The 14,979-nt window shown below is 32.7% G+C and carries 14 protein-coding genes and 1 pseudogene; 5 read left to right on the plus strand and 10 right to left on the minus strand.

Annotation, left to right across the window (positions count from 1 at the left end; all coding sequences use genetic code 11):
- Positions 1-5 precede the first annotated feature (5 nt).
- The 4 genes from ERL59_RS11245 to ERL59_RS11260 form a co-directional block, all read right to left on the minus strand.
- Complete coding sequence (locus tag ERL59_RS11245; protein WP_201763541.1) at positions 6-524, minus strand: YqeG family HAD IIIA-type phosphatase; 519 nt, start codon at positions 522-524, stop codon at positions 6-8.
- A gap of 100 nt (positions 525-624) precedes the next feature.
- Positions 625-2,829, minus strand: a complete 2,205-nt coding sequence (locus ERL59_RS11250; RefSeq protein WP_160646320.1) for a transglutaminase domain-containing protein — start codon at positions 2,827-2,829, stop codon at positions 625-627.
- A gap of 1 nt (position 2,830) precedes the next feature.
- Positions 2,831-4,078, minus strand: coding sequence for a DUF58 domain-containing protein (locus tag ERL59_RS11255; protein ID WP_160646321.1), 1,248 nt, complete (start codon positions 4,076-4,078; stop codon positions 2,831-2,833).
- Positions 4,079-4,083: 5 nt separating this feature from the next.
- Positions 4,084-5,046 (minus strand): AAA family ATPase, encoded by a 963-nt coding sequence (locus ERL59_RS11260; protein WP_160646322.1) that lies wholly within the window; start codon positions 5,044-5,046, stop codon positions 4,084-4,086.
- Between the two features lie 293 nt (positions 5,047-5,339).
- Between ERL59_RS11260 and ERL59_RS11265 the strand changes: the two are divergent.
- Positions 5,340-6,021 (plus strand): annotated as a pseudogene (locus ERL59_RS11265) (Crp/Fnr family transcriptional regulator).
- Positions 6,022-6,168: 147 nt separating this feature from the next.
- On the opposite strand, the gene spoVAE reads toward ERL59_RS11265, so the two are convergent.
- The 4 genes from spoVAE to ERL59_RS11285 are packed head-to-tail and all read right to left on the minus strand — an operon-like array spanning position 6,169 to position 8,891.
- Positions 6,169-6,519 carry a stage V sporulation protein AE gene (gene spoVAE, locus ERL59_RS11270; RefSeq protein WP_160646359.1) on the minus strand — a complete coding sequence of 117 codons (351 nt, stop codon included), beginning with the start codon at positions 6,517-6,519 and terminating at the stop codon, positions 6,169-6,171.
- Between the two features lie 12 nt (positions 6,520-6,531).
- Positions 6,532-7,539 (minus strand): stage V sporulation protein AD, encoded by a 1,008-nt coding sequence (spoVAD, locus tag ERL59_RS11275; RefSeq protein WP_160646323.1) that lies wholly within the window; start codon positions 7,537-7,539, stop codon positions 6,532-6,534.
- 2 nt (positions 7,540-7,541) lie between these two features.
- A complete protein-coding gene (spoVAC, locus tag ERL59_RS11280) occupies positions 7,542-8,018 on the minus strand; it encodes a stage V sporulation protein AC (protein WP_160646324.1) in 477 nt (158 codons plus the stop codon).
- Between the two features lie 12 nt (positions 8,019-8,030).
- Positions 8,031-8,891 (minus strand): DUF421 domain-containing protein, encoded by an 861-nt coding sequence (locus ERL59_RS11285; protein WP_328699940.1) that lies wholly within the window; start codon positions 8,889-8,891, stop codon positions 8,031-8,033.
- Between the two features lie 143 nt (positions 8,892-9,034).
- On the opposite strand from ERL59_RS11285, the gene ERL59_RS11290 reads away from it, so the two are divergent.
- Both ERL59_RS11290 and ERL59_RS11295 read left to right on the plus strand, forming a co-directional pair.
- Positions 9,035-9,241, plus strand: a complete 207-nt coding sequence (locus ERL59_RS11290; protein WP_160646325.1) for a DUF1657 domain-containing protein — start codon at positions 9,035-9,037, stop codon at positions 9,239-9,241.
- A gap of 135 nt (positions 9,242-9,376) precedes the next feature.
- Positions 9,377-9,571, plus strand: a complete 195-nt coding sequence (locus ERL59_RS11295) for a hypothetical protein (protein WP_160646326.1) — start codon at positions 9,377-9,379, stop codon at positions 9,569-9,571.
- A gap of 262 nt (positions 9,572-9,833) precedes the next feature.
- On the opposite strand, the gene ERL59_RS11300 is transcribed toward ERL59_RS11295, so the two are convergent.
- Complete coding sequence (locus ERL59_RS11300; RefSeq protein WP_160646327.1) at positions 9,834-10,769, minus strand: L-lactate dehydrogenase; 936 nt, start codon at positions 10,767-10,769, stop codon at positions 9,834-9,836.
- 193 nt (positions 10,770-10,962) lie between these two features.
- On the opposite strand from ERL59_RS11300, the gene ERL59_RS11305 reads away from it, so the two are divergent.
- The gene (locus tag ERL59_RS11305; RefSeq protein WP_160646328.1) at positions 10,963-12,141 is read left to right on the plus strand and encodes an aminotransferase-like domain-containing protein; all 1,179 of its coding nucleotides are present in this window, start codon (positions 10,963-10,965) and stop codon (positions 12,139-12,141) included.
- 21 nt (positions 12,142-12,162) lie between these two features.
- On the opposite strand, the gene ERL59_RS11310 is transcribed toward ERL59_RS11305, so the two are convergent.
- Positions 12,163-13,770 carry an alkaline phosphatase family protein gene (locus tag ERL59_RS11310; protein ID WP_235929863.1) on the minus strand — a complete coding sequence of 536 codons (1,608 nt, stop codon included), beginning with the start codon at positions 13,768-13,770 and terminating at the stop codon, positions 12,163-12,165.
- A 169-nt stretch (positions 13,771-13,939) separates the two neighbouring features.
- On the opposite strand from ERL59_RS11310, the gene ric reads away from it, so the two are divergent.
- The gene (gene ric / locus ERL59_RS11315; RefSeq protein WP_160646329.1) at positions 13,940-14,647 is read left to right on the plus strand and encodes an iron-sulfur cluster repair di-iron protein; all 708 of its coding nucleotides are present in this window, start codon (positions 13,940-13,942) and stop codon (positions 14,645-14,647) included.
- The last annotated feature ends 332 nt before the right edge of the window (positions 14,648-14,979 follow it).

Below are 14,979 nucleotides of genomic sequence, written 5' to 3' on the forward strand. Positions count from 1 at the left end.
ACAATTTAATCCTCCCAAGGCATTAGACCTTTCTTTTTTAACTTGGAAAGAATGATTCGTTCTATTCTTCGGTTAATTCTTGTAAAAAAAGAATCTTCACCAATTGAAACTGGCTTTACTAAAATAGTATTTAAACCAAATCGATTCCCCCCATACACATCAGTCAATAATTGGTCACCGATAACCACCGTTTCAGATGCCTTTAAACTCATTAATTGAAGTGCTTTTTTGAATGCTAAATTAGTTGGTTTTCTGGCATTTGGTAAAAAAGGGATATTTAATGGTAAGGCAAATTTAGATACCCTTGCATGATTATTATTGGAAACTATCACGACTTTAAAACCGATTTCTTTTAACTGCTTTAACCATTCAATTAATTCAGGTGTAGCTAATGGAACTTTTGCACCCACAAGCGTATTGTCTAAATCAGTAATAATTCCTTTAATACCAGCTTTTTTTAAAGCATTTATATCAATTTCATAAATTGAATTCACATGTAAATAGGGTACAAATTTTTTAATCAAATTCTGTCACCTCAATTAATTTCATACGGAAACTATACCATATATGTCCTTTTTGTTGCAAAAAAAGCTGAAAGGCGCTTATATAAGCGCCTTTCCACTATTATTTAAAAAATCCCTTCCTTAATCGACGTATAATTTTTGAAGCCCTGTTCGCTTCATCTGCATCAATGATGAAGGAACTATATTTTGCCCGCTCAAAAATAAGTAAAAGTTCATTAAAATCTTTTTCTAACCAATAATAATTTGATTTCCATCTGTTTATCAATTCCCTAATGGTTTCATGTTCTTGTTTACCAAAACCTTTTTTATATGCAAACTTCAAAAACCTCTCAAATTCAATAATCACTTTATCATTTGTTTTTCTTCTAAATATCCGATTAATCACTTTTTTAAAGTAAAGCTTAATTGCTTTGAATTTGACCACTATTAGAAAAAGCAGAATGATAAGTGTCACAATCATCCCGATAGTATACAACGCAAATTCAATAACCTTAAATCCTCCGTCTGAAACTTGATTATTTTCAGGTACATTATTTGTATTAAAATCTGTGATTGAGTTTCCATCGGATAAATAAACTTCTGGGATTACAAAGCCTGCTGTTGGTTCGAATGGTATCCATCCGTAGCCATCAAAGTAAACTTCGACCCAGGAATGTGCATTAGAATTTAGAACAGTATAAGCTAATTTAAATTCATCTAAATTATTTCGTTGTCTTAGCTGCTCCATGACAAAAGAATCAAATTCATCTGAATTCTCTTCACCTGATGTATATCCTTTCACCCAACGTGCAGGGATACCCAGTGATCGTGCCATGACAACCATTGCAGTTGAATAATAATCACAATAACCCTCTTGTATTTCAAAAAGAAAACGATCTACAAAATCTACACTTTTTCCTTTTGTTACATCTGGCTTGTTGTTGTATGGAAACGTTTCAGATAGATAAGTCTCAATTTGCTTTGCTTTATCATAATCATTTGTTTCACTTTTAGTAATTTGAAAGGCAAGCTCTCTTACCCTTTCGGGTAATGTTTCAGGTAACTGAAGGTACGCGTTCATAACGACTTCTGATTCAATCATTGTGGAGGCTTCTTTTAATTTATAAGGTTCAATCACAGGGACATCAGAAACAATCATATAGCTGTTTGGATATTCAAGCCTGTTCCAATATAAAGATTGTTGATTAGAATCCCACATAACAGCATCAGACATGTTTTCAATCTGTTCGTTGTTCACAGACAAAAGTTTATGGATAGATGCTGCTCCAAATAATACAGGATAATTTTCTTTGTTTAACATTTTAAACCTTTGTTCTATTTTTTTTGTTTTTAATTTTGATGTATTAAATTCATCAGAACCTAATAAATTATGATCTGTTGTAGATACAAGTTTTTTGATTTCATTTTCTAATAAATTGGGCTCCCATCCCAAACCGTTATAATATGATCTTGTCTCACCTCTCCAATAACTTCTTTGGGAACTTTCAACTTCCATGACAGGAGAGTAGTCAAATTCAAATCCAAATCCTAATCTTTCATTATAACGAGCATAACCTGAAGTTGAACCTGTGGCATTCTCTAAAATTATTCCCTCACCCTCACCCATGGCAACAGCTTGTTTAGCATTTTTCCATGCAGTATAAGGATCTGTTAGTATAGGACCAAAGTTAGGAGCTAAAGTACCCATAATAATAGTCACTGAAACAAACACTATAATTGGGGTCACAAATGATTCAGGATAATCCATAATTTCAGACCAACTTTTAGGGTGTTTTGATTTAAAGTGATGATAATGATTAATAATTAATAGTAATAAACCACTAAAAATGACGAAAGCAACTTGATCCCACAAAATATGAATTGTAAATGAATCTACTGAACAAAATATAAAGATCGTGATCATGATCAGCATACTAATTCTTTTTAGATTGTTTGCCCATAAAATTAAAGTAAAATATATGCATGCAACAATAAGACTAAACCATAAATATGGATGAAGGTGGATGATGTTCATAAACAAAAATTGAAACAATGATAATAGGATGCCATCTGTTTGTTCTAAGGTTTGAATACCAAGTACGAAAAAATGAATAGATAAGACCCCAATAATTTGTATCAATCGCTTATATAACAACTTGTTGATTAATACCTCTGTAACTACAACAATCAAAAAGGAGTAAGAAACGATAGTGTTCGTTTCCTCCCACCAATATACTGAAACCCACTCAAGATATTGAAAAAGAAAAACGGCCCATAATATTAAACTTAATTTTGTAAAAAGTTGAGGGTGTTTTAAAATTTTCATATTAAGTCTCACCCCCTAGTTTACTTGGAAGATCCTCTAAATGTTTTATTTCTAAACCGTAATATCCTTTAGATTGGATCGTTTTAAACCAAGGAAAGCTTGACTCAGAATAAAATGGATCAGTAACACAGATATGGCAACTGATCATATCGGAATGTTTTATCCAATTTAATGTTTGAATGATGTCATTATTTTTACGTGGACTAATCACTAAACACAAAGTCCCTTCAGAGAAGAAACGTTTATGTTTTTTCATCATTTCCAGTAAACTGTAGTGCCCTTCTGGCTCTACTTCTATTAAATAGTTTAGAATATTTTGATAATGGGCTTCTCCTTGTGCAGGTTCAAAGTAGGTAGAATTACTACCATAAGAAATATACCCTTGAGCTATTCGTTGATGTTTAACTCCATATTTCAAGATAGAAGCTGCTACGGATACAGCGGTTTCAAAATGTTTCGAATCTTCATAAACGCCTTGGTCACAGTCCAGAATAATCATAATCCGTGGAAGTGATTCACGCTCAAAGTCTTTCGATTTTAATGCACCTGTTCTAGCAGTGGCATTCCAATGTATTCTTGAAATGCGATCCCCATATACATAATCTCTTACTCCATTAATTTGGGAAGTACCTCTAGTTGATAACGTAATCATGGAGGAATTTTGAGTGCCTTTCATAACATCATCAATGAATTGCCAACGAGGCAAATCTATAATTTTGGGTAGTACTTTAAATGAATGGCTCATTTTAATTTGACCTTGATGTTCTATAATTCCAAAAATATCCTCGGTTGAACAAGTCGTGTTCGAAAAATGATAAAAACCTCTTTTTAAAGAAGGAATAACATATTGTAATTCTCCTTTTCTTTTCCAATCAGGAATAATTGTAGATTCAAAGACAGAGCTTTCTCCATTTTTTCTAACTAATTGATCTCTAATAATAACATAGGGAATAGGCCAAAAACCTGGAAAATCAAAATTTAATTGAACATGGATTGAACTGCCTCCAGGTATATTTACCCCTTTTTGATTCATTAATTGTCTATTCCCTTTCACATATTCAATTCCGCTCCATTTTCCAGAAAGAATATATGCTCCTAAAATGACAACAATAATAAAAATCATATAAGCTAATTTACCGCCTTGAAAAATCACAAATAACAAACTACTAAATATGATCGTATAAATGATCCAATACCTGAACTTTTGATTAGGAGATATCGCTGCATACTTAGAAGAATAATTTACCATAATGATTACTCCATTCGTAATTTAACGGGTACGGTAACTTGTTCCATAATAGTCTGTAATACTGATTCAATAGTATTTCCTTCCATACGAACTTCTGATTGCAGTATCATTCTATGGTTTAATACGTATGGCGTTAATTGTTTAATATCATCTGGTATTACATAATCTCTTTCTTTTAGAAAAGCTAACGCTTTTGCTGCTTGAATCAAAGCTAATGTAGCTCTAGGACTTGCCCCTAATAGGATTGATTTGTGTTGACGAGTATTTCTGACAATTGCAATGGCATATTGGGACACAGCCTGATCAATATGAATATGTTTTACCTTCTCTTGTATGTTTAAAATGGTTTCCATATCAGTAACTGGTTTTAAATCTAACAATGGATTATTCTCACTATATGCATTTACCATGTTTAACTCAGTTACTTCATCTGGATATCCTAGACTAAACTTCATCATAAAACGATCTAACTGCGCTTCAGGCAGTAGGTATGTACCTGCAAAATCTATCGGGTTTTGTGTAGCTAACATCATAAATGGCTTCGGTAATTCATGGCTGACGCCATCCACAGTAACACTTTTTTCTTCCATTGCTTCTAATAAAGCAGCTTGTGTTTTCGTAGTTGCTCTATTGATTTCATCAATAAGTAAAATATTTGTTAAAACAGGGCCAGGACGAAAAACAAATGAATCGTCTTTTGGGTGATAAATGGAAACACCTGTAATATCTGTGGGTAATAAATCTGGGTTACACTGAATTCGATGAAACTGACCATCAATTGACTTTGCTAATGATTTAATTAATACCGTTTTACCTGTTCCAGGAACATCCTCAAGCAACACATGTCCTTCAGCTAATAACACAGTGAGTAATAATTCAATTTCCTCTGATTTACCCAAAATACAGGTTTCCAAATTTTCCTTCAACGATTTTGCAATAGAAAACTCTTCATTCGTAAACGTTTCCATTCCAATTTCCTCCCCCACTTGTACGTATTCTTTTATTTTACATGAATATTCCTTATTTTTGTACAGTATATTTTCCAGAACTAATTTGTAAATATACAATAAAATTTCTAATAATTTCTTATTTTTCAAAATGTTATATTAAAATATTTGCATAATAGCACTTTTGAAGAATCAATAAAACTTTTAAACTTCCTTCCTATATAGTTAGAAATTTATTTTACATAAAAAAATCATTGCTTTATATTAAAAGAAGAATAGGATTTTATGAGTGAAAGGTAAGGAGCAATTATTAGATGAATATAGAGGTAATCAAATCCTTTTTGCATCAAATACAATTATTTAGGGAACTAAATGATGAGGAACTCGATGCCATTGTAAACATTACACAACTAAGAAAATATAAACAAAGAATGTTAGTTTTCATGCAAGGAAATCCACTGGATCGAGTATATTTTATTCAAAGTGGGATGTTAAAGATTTATAAAACAGATCAAAATGGAAAAGAACAAATCGTATCCATACTTCAAAAAGGAGAGATGTTCCCTCATGTAGGTTTTTTTAGGCAAGGTGCTTTTCCTGCACATGCAGAAGTAACGGAAGAGGCTAATTTATTCGTCATATCCATTAGAGATTTTGAAAAAATGCTACTTCAATACCCAGAGGTTAGCATAAAGCTGTTTAGAGTTTTAGATCATTGATTTACAAAATCAGTTGGAAGAAAAAACTTTACATAATACTTATGAGCAAATCATTATGTTGCTTTTACGTCTAGGAAAAAAACATGGTGAAATGACTGATGGTGGTTTCATACAGCTTACGACTCAATTTACAAATCGTGAGTTGGCTAACATGATAGGTTCTACTAGAGAAACCATCAATAGAACTTTAAATAAATTTAAAAAGAACAACCTGATACAGGAGAACGAGCAAGGATTCTTGATTCATGTTGAAAAGCTTAAAGAGGAGTTATTTTAAAATAGGCAACAAATGAATTGACACTTACACCCTAAGTGCTCGCTACAATAGTATTACGAGAGGGGTCAGCTGATGTTATAAAAAATACAAACATGAGATTTACCCTGCTTCCTTAAAAATCAGGAAGCAGGTTCTGTTTTTATGCAGTTATCCTTTAGGCTTAAACACCAATGCAGCAATAAAAGAGAATATAATTGCTGCTGAGACACCAGCACTTGTTACCTCAAAAATTCCAGTTATCACACCTATATAACCATCTCTTTCCAGCTCTGCTAAAGCTCCATGTACCAGTGCATTACCAAAACTTGTAATCGGTACAGTAGCACCTGCTCCTGCAAAATCCTCAAAAGGTTCATACCATCCAATTCCATCAAGTACTGCACCTGCTACAACAAGTGTACTCATCGTATGAGCAGGGGTCATTCTTCCTACATCCAACAAAAATTGTCCAATCACACAGACTCCGCCTCCAACTACAAATGCCCAAAAATATTGTATCAATTCATCACCTCATTCACTTTCTATACTTACTGCATGTGCTATACAAGGAATACTCTCCCCTTGCTGATAAGATATAGGGGAATGTAAAGCCCCTGTTGCAACAACGAGTATTCGATTTAGTTCCCCATTTCGTAATTTTTTCATTAAATGACCATATGTCACTACTGCAGAACATCCACATCCACTACCACCTGCAATAATTAAATAATTATCAAGTTCGTAAATCATTAGTCCACAATCTTTAAATTCCGTTTGATCTATCGGAATTTTATGTTTGTGAAACAAATCTGTAGCAATTTGATGGCCTACTTTTGCTAAATCACCTGTCACAATTAAATCATAATAATCAGGTGAGATTTGAAAATCTCTTAAGTGAGCCTCAATCGTATCCACTGCCGCTGGTGCCATGGCTACTCCCATATTAAACGGGTCTGTAATTCCCATATCCACTACTTTTCCAATCGTAGCCCCAGTCACTCTAGGTCCCTTTCCTTCTTTGGCAATGATAGAAGCTCCTGCACCAGTAACTGTATATTGTGCTGTTGGAGGTTTTTGTGAGCCATATTCTGTCGGATATCTAAACTGTTTTTCCACAGAACTATTATGGCTGCAAGCACCACATGCAATATGATTTGCAGCTCCAGAATTAACCAATAAGGAAGATAGCGATAAACTTACCATTGAGGTTGAACATGCACCGAATACTCCCAAATAAGGTACGGCTAATGTTCGAGCTGTAAAGCTGTTACTGATGATCTGATTCATAAGGTCACCTCCTAAATAGAAGTCGATCCCATCTGTAGTAAGATTTGCTTTTTTAATTGCCAATTTTACAGTCTCTTCCATAAATTTTTGCTCTGCTTGTTCCCAACTGTCTTGACCTATCCAATTATCTTCATGAATAATATCAAAATCATTCACAAGAGGTCCCTTTCCTTCTTCAGGTCCTACTATAGTGGCTGTTGAGAGAATAACGGGTTTATTTTCAAACTTCCAACTTTGATGACCTTGCAACATAATTAAGATCCTCCGGTTCCTAAAAAGATGTGAATAATTCCAATAATAAAGGCTGCAACTACACCAAATACAATTACAGAACCAGCAAGTTTAAACATATTACCCCCTACGCCAAGCACGTATCCTTCACTACGATGTTCCAAAGCTGCAGAACACATTGAATTTGCAAAACCTGTGACAGGTACTGCTGATCCTGCCCCTGCCCATTGTGCAAATTTATCATACACACCAAGGCTGGTTAAAATAATGGAAATGAGTATTAATATCGCAACCGTCGGGTCTCCTGCTTTGTCTTCTTCATAATGAAACCAATGGACCATTGCGTCTTGAATACCTTGTCCTATCAAACAAATAGTACCTCCAGCAAAAAATGCACGTATTGAATTTTTTATAACGGGTCTTTGTGGTTCTCTTTCCTTTGCAAATGATTGATATTGCTGTTGTACAGGAGTTAACGTTTTTTTCTTTTTATTCGCCATAAAAACATCTCCTTATTTTAGTAGTGGTGTTAGTCTAGAAATCATTTTGTTTAACTTCATTAAATTAGTTTCGTACATTTTTTTTGCATCTTGATTTTCAGTAGATAAACAGAACAGTTCTATATCTGCTGCACATTTTTTCAATGTTGACAATAAAATAGCCTTTTGTTGAGGTTCTGGAACTTGAAGCTGATCATTATATAAATCTACATAGAGTTCACCATAATTATCTACTTGAGCTAAAAATACATTTTCAATAGTAACTCCTAGTTTTTCTAATTCCGTATGTAACCATTCACGATTTAATCCGATGTTTGCTAATGGCTCATTAAGCACATTTCCATCCATGATCACCGTCTGTGATTCTTGCTCATTTGGTAAATTCAACCCAAAATGTTTAGGTGTAATGGGTTGATATTCTTTCTTTAATAAAACAGATAGATCTCCCGAAGTTTCTAAAACTGCAAACTCAACATCTGCTACGTTAAAAGCGTTTTTCTTTCTTAGTTGTGATAATAAATCATCCGTATTATATTTGACCCTCTTCATATTATCTTCTAATATTTTGCCATCTTTAATTAATGTCGTTCCTTTTCCTTCCATCCAATCCCGAATTTTTTTACTTTTTAATAACAACTTCTCAATAAAAAATGCAACTACAACCCAAACAGTTAATGCTATTAATCCAGTACCCCAATTCAAGAAATCTATGGAACTAAATCCAGCCAAGCTCCCAATGGTAATACCGACAATATATTGAAAATAATTTAATTCTGAAATTTGTCTATTGCCAAGTAAAAAGCGAGTTAGCAAAAACATAAGGACAATCGCAGCTAAAGACTTCCAAACAATTTGAATCCATTCAGGCAGCAAAATGTTCCACTCCTTTATCTTGATTAATATTTACATTATCTGCAATGTTGGCTTATGTTATGAATCGTATTTTTTTTCCAATTAGAAAAATCATAAATAGGGTAAAATACAATGAGGTTGAAATGGAAACGAGGTGTATAAATATGACTGTAGCATCAGATGTAAAAACTTGTTTAGCTTCATTAAAGAGTGCTCAAGCAAGTCTGGAACAATTTGCATTAAGTACTCAAAATCAAGCAGCAAAAACTTTATTTGAAAATTGCGCACAAACCACACAACAAGTCGTGGATCAAATCGGGACAAGAGTTCAACAGTTAGAAAATGAAGAACCACAGTATAAAGGACTATAACTTTTGCTTAAAAATTAAATATTCCCTTTGTATCCTCACTACTTCTTGAAATTTGAGTATTGCACATATGTTTCAATCTGTTATAAAATGGTATTAAATAGAAAAAGTTCAGATCAAATGATTGGAGTGATTCAAATGTTACTTTGGATATTTATCTTCACAATACTTTTTTCTTTCTTCATAACAGCAGTTGTTATTTCTTTAAAAGAAGACAGAAAAAAAGCCGATCAACCTCATATAAATACAGGCAAACAAGATAATACTGAAGAACATTTCCGAAATTCGGCATACATCAACGGAACTGACTATGGTTCTGGTAATACGAATTAAAACCAAGATTTTTTTTACCATAAGTGAACAAAAAAACACCCTAAGGGTGTTTTTTTATAATTACTATCATTCAAACTATTGTCTGTTTCTTATCAGAAGGGGAATCTGCAACTGCCAAATGATAAGTATATACATGTAAATTTACTCGGTTTACAAAAAGATCAAACTAACTTCATTTTAAAATTATTCCTTAAATTTAAATTGTTTCTTTAATCGTTTATTTTTTATTTTTACTCTAACTCTGCATTTATTTTCTCAATTTTTACTCTAACTCTGCATTTATTTTCTCAATTTGTTCTTTCATTTTTCGAGCTGAACCTTGAAAGTTTTGTTTCTCTTCATCCGTTAGAGTTATATCAACAACTTCTCTTATACCTGATTGATCTACAATACAAGGAACACCGATATAAACATCTGAAACGCCTTGATAATTTTCTATATATGTAGAGACGTTCAGAACTGCGCTTTCGTCTCGTAAAATTGCTGTACATATTCGATCCAAAGCTAATGCAATTGCATAGTACGTAGAACCTTTAGCTTGAATGATTTGATAGGCTGCATCCCTGGTATTTTCAAAAATTTGCTTTTTATCTTCATCAGAAAGTGTTAATGGTATACCAGCAAAATTAGCTAAACTCCACACTGGTACCTCTGAATCTCCATGCTCACCAATAATTTTTGCATGAATACTTCGAGGATCAACATTCATTTTTTCACCAATTAGATATTTAAATCTTGAACTATCCAAAAGCGTTCCTGATCCTATAATTCTGTTTTTAGGAAATCCAGACTTTTTCCATGAGAAATAAGACATAATGTCTACGGGATTTGAAGCAATTAATAAAATACCATGTTGATTATACTTTGTTACATTTTCAATAATACTATCAAATATCATTACATTCTTTTTTAATAAATCCAGCCTTGTTTCACCTTGCTTTTGTGCAGCACCTGCAGCGATAATTACAATATCGGCTTCCGCACAATCCTCATAATCTCCAGCCCATACCTTTGTTTTACCAGTAAAAGGCAAGCCATGATTCATATCCAGCGCATCACCCACAGCTTTTTGTTTATTGTAATCAATCAACACAAGTTCTGTCATACGTTCACGTAATAACAATGTATATGCTGTTGTAGAACCAACTGCACCAACTCCAATGACAACAACACGCGTTTTTTTATCTTTATGATTCATTTTGTTTATTACATCCTTCCTAAATGGTAGTTATTTCATTTTTTAATTTTTAATATTATAACTCAATACTTGAATGAAATAAAATCGATTTCAATGAAAGAAATGATTTAGCTCATATATAAAATGTTCTTGCCATATTCTGTTATTGTGTGTAAAAATCAATATAACATTATATAAAGGGGGCAAATTGTGAATGAAACTCCATTTTTCAGAGTCAATACAACAATTAAAAACGTTAGCTACCCGTGAGATTTTAAAATTAACTCAGGGCAATGATATCATTTCATTCGCAGGGGGATTGCCAGCAGAGGACTTTTTCCCTGATAAATCAATTCAATCAGCTTTTGTTAAAGTATTTGAACAAGGAAAGAATTCACTTCAGTATGGGATTACAGAAGGTCATAGTTTACTGAGAGAAGAAATCTGTAAAAGGATGTTATTAAAAGGCATTCAAGCGAACTTGGATCAGATTCAAATTACAACGGGTTCTCAACAAGCCATTGATCTCATCACAAAGGTTTTTATAAATCGTGGTGATACGATACTGATTGAAAATCCAACTTATTTAGCTGCATTACAAGTTTTTCAGGGTTATGGAGCAAATGTTATCGAAGTTAGTAGTGATGATGACGGGATGAATCTAAATGATTTAACGGAAAAAATAAAACGTTATCAACCTAAATTCATTTATGTTACCCCTACCTTTGCAAACCCAACTGGACGTGTTTGGAGTAAAGAAAGAAAACAAGGAATACTACAAATATGTAAACAGTTTGAAACCATATTAATTGAAGATGATCCATATGGAGAAATTCAGTTTAACAAAACAACAGACTGTTCTTCTATCTATTCTTTACATACAACAAATGATTTTAACCCAGTTCTTTATACAAGTACTTTTTCAAAAATTGTAGCACCTGCACTAAGAACAGGCTGGGTTATTGGTAATGAGAATATTATTCAGCAAATTACAAAAGCAAAACAAACGGCGGATATTCATTCGAGTATGATTGATCAACAAGCATTATATTTTTTATTAAAAGACTTTGATCTTGATCAGCATATCCTTACTATTTGTAGTGAATACAAAAAGCGAAAAGATCAAATGACACATCTATTAAAAGAATATGAAATTCCTGCCAAATGGGTTGAGCCTCAAGGTGGAATGTTCCTCTGGTTGACTATGGAAGATTCTACAATAAACTCTGCAGAATTATTAAAAAAAGCAGTACAAAAAGGAGTTGCCTTTGTACCAGGTACTGTATTTTACACTGGTCAAGCTGAAATAAATACGATGAGATTAAATTTCACATATTCAGCTTTTGAACAAATGGAAAAAGGTATCAAACGCCTACAACATGTATTAAGTTGAAAATGCAGCTCAACTTCTTTTTTATTTATTGGACTTATTAATATCCATCAATTGTAAAATCCAATCCTTAATATCTATAATCCGTGTATATTTAGGAGATGAGTTTGGACCTGTTATAATCATTGGTACCAATGAATCATCTATATGTAATGAGCCATGACCTGCTCCTCCTATATGTATTGGTGAGTATTCATCTGTAAATTCATATTTAATTTTAGCATCTGCTACTAAAAACCTACCTTGATGTGAATGCAAAGCTCCATACAACCTGGCAAGCGCATCAGGGTAAGTGTTATACTGTAACTCATTATCTTTAAAATCAAGATCTAGTATTTCCAAATTCCCTTCTACTGACCAAAATTGCTCATACATATCCTGAATTACATGATTAGGTTCAAAACTTAAACTGCCATTATGATCTGGGGAAAGCACATGTATTGATTTTTCTTCTTTCCAAGCTACAAAATCAACTCGATTATCTTGCTTTATTTGCTCAGCTATTTTTTGTAAAGAAATATTGTCATCTAAGACATAAATATAAGCCATCCGTTCATTTACAGATAATAAAATCTGGTCATGCTCCTTAACTTCTGAACCTAACTCATATATTTGGTATTCTTTCAACAGTGACTTTAGTCTTATCAAATTCTTATCTTTATCTTTACCTATCCTCGATTGGCCACTATCCCCTAATATGATCCAATTTACTTTTTTTATAGCCTCGTCCCAGGTTGGATAGAAATTTAAAATCTTTTGTAACTGATCATCTACTTTTTTAAGACCCTCAATTTCATCCACTCCTTTTTTATGTACAACTTGATCATTGTTTGGAAAATAAACCATTGAAAAAGGAGGCAGTATTTGATTTTTCATTAAAAATAAAAGTTCATTTGTAGAAAATTGATCATTTAAACCAAACTTTTGCCAAACATGATGGTTTTGATTTTCTGGATTCATTTGTGACAAGCTGCCAAATGAAAAAAAAGTAGGAGCTTTTACATTAATTTTGTCTGGCAATTCACTAAATTGAGAAAAAGTATTCGGCAGAAAGAGTGTTTGAGTATTATTCCCTCTATAAATTAAACCATTGATTGAAGCTGAATCCATTTCTTTCATTGAAAGAATCTCATAAATTGTTTCTACGTTGGGACTTAAATGTTTTTCGTTTAAATTCTTTAGACCATCCAATATCATATCGTATATACCATGTTTCCAAATTTCCATCATTCCACTACCATAAGTAATGACACGTTTTTCTTCCTCGTTATACCACACTAATCCTGGAACTTGATGTTGATCTGGATATTTTCCTGTTAATATCGAGCTATCTATTGTAACAGACATCGTTGGATAACTACTGACTACGTTCGGAAAGTACTTTCCTTTGTCTATCAAAAATTTTATAGCAGGGATTTCACTACTTTGAATGGCATTTTGTAATGATTCATCCATTATTGAGTCTACAATAATCAATACTACAGGTTTTGAAGACGAGAGATTATAGTTTAAAGTGTTCAGATTTAATTCAGCTTTATTTAATTCAGAAGGATTTTGATCCAAACCCGCAATAAGAATCAACATGATAAATACAATTGAAGTTATGGTTATTAAAATCGATTTATATATCATATATTCAACCCTTTTATAATAAATATTTTGAACTAAAATCATTTTATTGTGTGCAAATATCAGCTAAATCATTCCATATCGTGGGTGTGATTCGAATCACAACACAAGGTCTTGTTATACGTTATCTTTTATATGAAAGTACTAATCTTTTATTTAGGAGGGTAAGACAATGGAGGCACCTTTTCATGAGCAAACTATTGTTAGAGACATTGTTACGAAATTTCCCAAATCTGCTGACTTTTTTAAACAATATAAAATTGATTTCTGTTGTGGAGGAGAAAAACCTATAAAAAACGCTGTTGAAGGTAAAGAAGTATTACTACAAGATCTTTTAAAAACCTTGAACGAATTGTATCAGGATATGATAAAATCTAAAGAAAACATCAAAGATTGGACAGCCATTTCTTCTACAGATTTAATCCATCATATTATCAACACCCATCATCGATTTTTAAATGAAGAGTTACCACAATTAAGTCCGTATGTTACAAAAGTTTTCAGAGTTCATGGAACTGAACAAAAACATTTAGCAAAAGTCCATTCTTTGTTTCATCAACTAAAAACTGAATTAGAACAACATACAATAAAAGAAGAAAATGAAGTTTTTCCATTAATCATTTCATATGAAGACACCCATTCTGACGAAGATTTACAAATATTAAAAAAAGCCATTATTGATTTAGAGGATGAGCATGACGTTGCAGGTGATTGTATAAAAGAATTGAGAGAAATTACGAATGATTTTACTCCTCCAAATGGAGCTTGTGGGACCTATAGACTTGTTTATCAACGTTTAGAAGCATTAGAATCAGATATTTTTCAACACGTTCATTTAGAAAACAATATTTTGTTTCCACGTGTTTTAACTCAAAAGTAAAAGAAAAATAAATAGGATCATTTTCCATAAGCTTGGTCAATGATCCTAAAATTTTATATAGAATTTCCTTATTTATTGTGTTCTTCTAATAGTGCGTGTTCAAAAAGTTCAGTTTTTCAACACCTAGAATCTGGCTTGAACCTGCATAATCCAGTGTTCCTCGGGGTCCCCGAAAAGTATTAGGATTACTCTTCAAAAGCCACCCTTCACTTTTTAGAGGATAGCAAGTGTAGGGTATTCTACATGAGCATCGGACTTTCAGTTCATGGATGAACTGATGTCGATGTTCAACACAAGGATGTGTTGTAATCTTAGTCGACCTACATTTTCAA

This window comes from Chengkuizengella marina, assembly GCF_009910845.1.
Lineage (GTDB): Bacteria > Bacillota > Bacilli > Paenibacillales > KCTC-33759 > Chengkuizengella > Chengkuizengella marina.

Coding starts and splice junctions, on each gene's coding strand:
- ERL59_RS11250 (WP_160646320.1), bottom strand. CDS start 2,829: ATGAAAATTTTAAAACACCCTCAACTTTTTACAAAATTAAGTTTAATA.
- ERL59_RS11255 (WP_160646321.1), bottom strand. CDS start 4,078: ATGGTAAATTATTCTTCTAAGTATGCAGCGATATCTCCTAATCAAAAG.
- ERL59_RS11260 (WP_160646322.1), bottom strand. CDS start 5,046: ATGGAAACGTTTACGAATGAAGAGTTTTCTATTGCAAAATCGTTGAAG.
- spoVAD (WP_160646323.1), bottom strand. CDS start 7,539: ATGTTGCAAGGTCATCAAAGTTGGAAGTTTGAAAATAAACCCGTTATT.
- spoVAC (WP_160646324.1), bottom strand. CDS start 8,018: ATGGCGAATAAAAAGAAAAAAACGTTAACTCCTGTACAACAGCAATAT.
- ERL59_RS11290 (WP_160646325.1), top strand. CDS start 9,035: ATGACTGTAGCATCAGATGTAAAAACTTGTTTAGCTTCATTAAAGAGT.
- ERL59_RS11295 (WP_160646326.1), top strand. CDS start 9,377: ATGTTACTTTGGATATTTATCTTCACAATACTTTTTTCTTTCTTCATA.
- ERL59_RS11300 (WP_160646327.1), bottom strand. CDS start 10,769: ATGAATCATAAAGATAAAAAAACGCGTGTTGTTGTCATTGGAGTTGGT.
- ERL59_RS11305 (WP_160646328.1), top strand. CDS start 10,963: ATGAAACTCCATTTTTCAGAGTCAATACAACAATTAAAAACGTTAGCT.
- ERL59_RS11310 (WP_235929863.1), bottom strand. CDS start 13,770: ATGATATATAAATCGATTTTAATAACCATAACTTCAATTGTATTTATC.
- ric (WP_160646329.1), top strand. CDS start 13,940: ATGGAGGCACCTTTTCATGAGCAAACTATTGTTAGAGACATTGTTACG.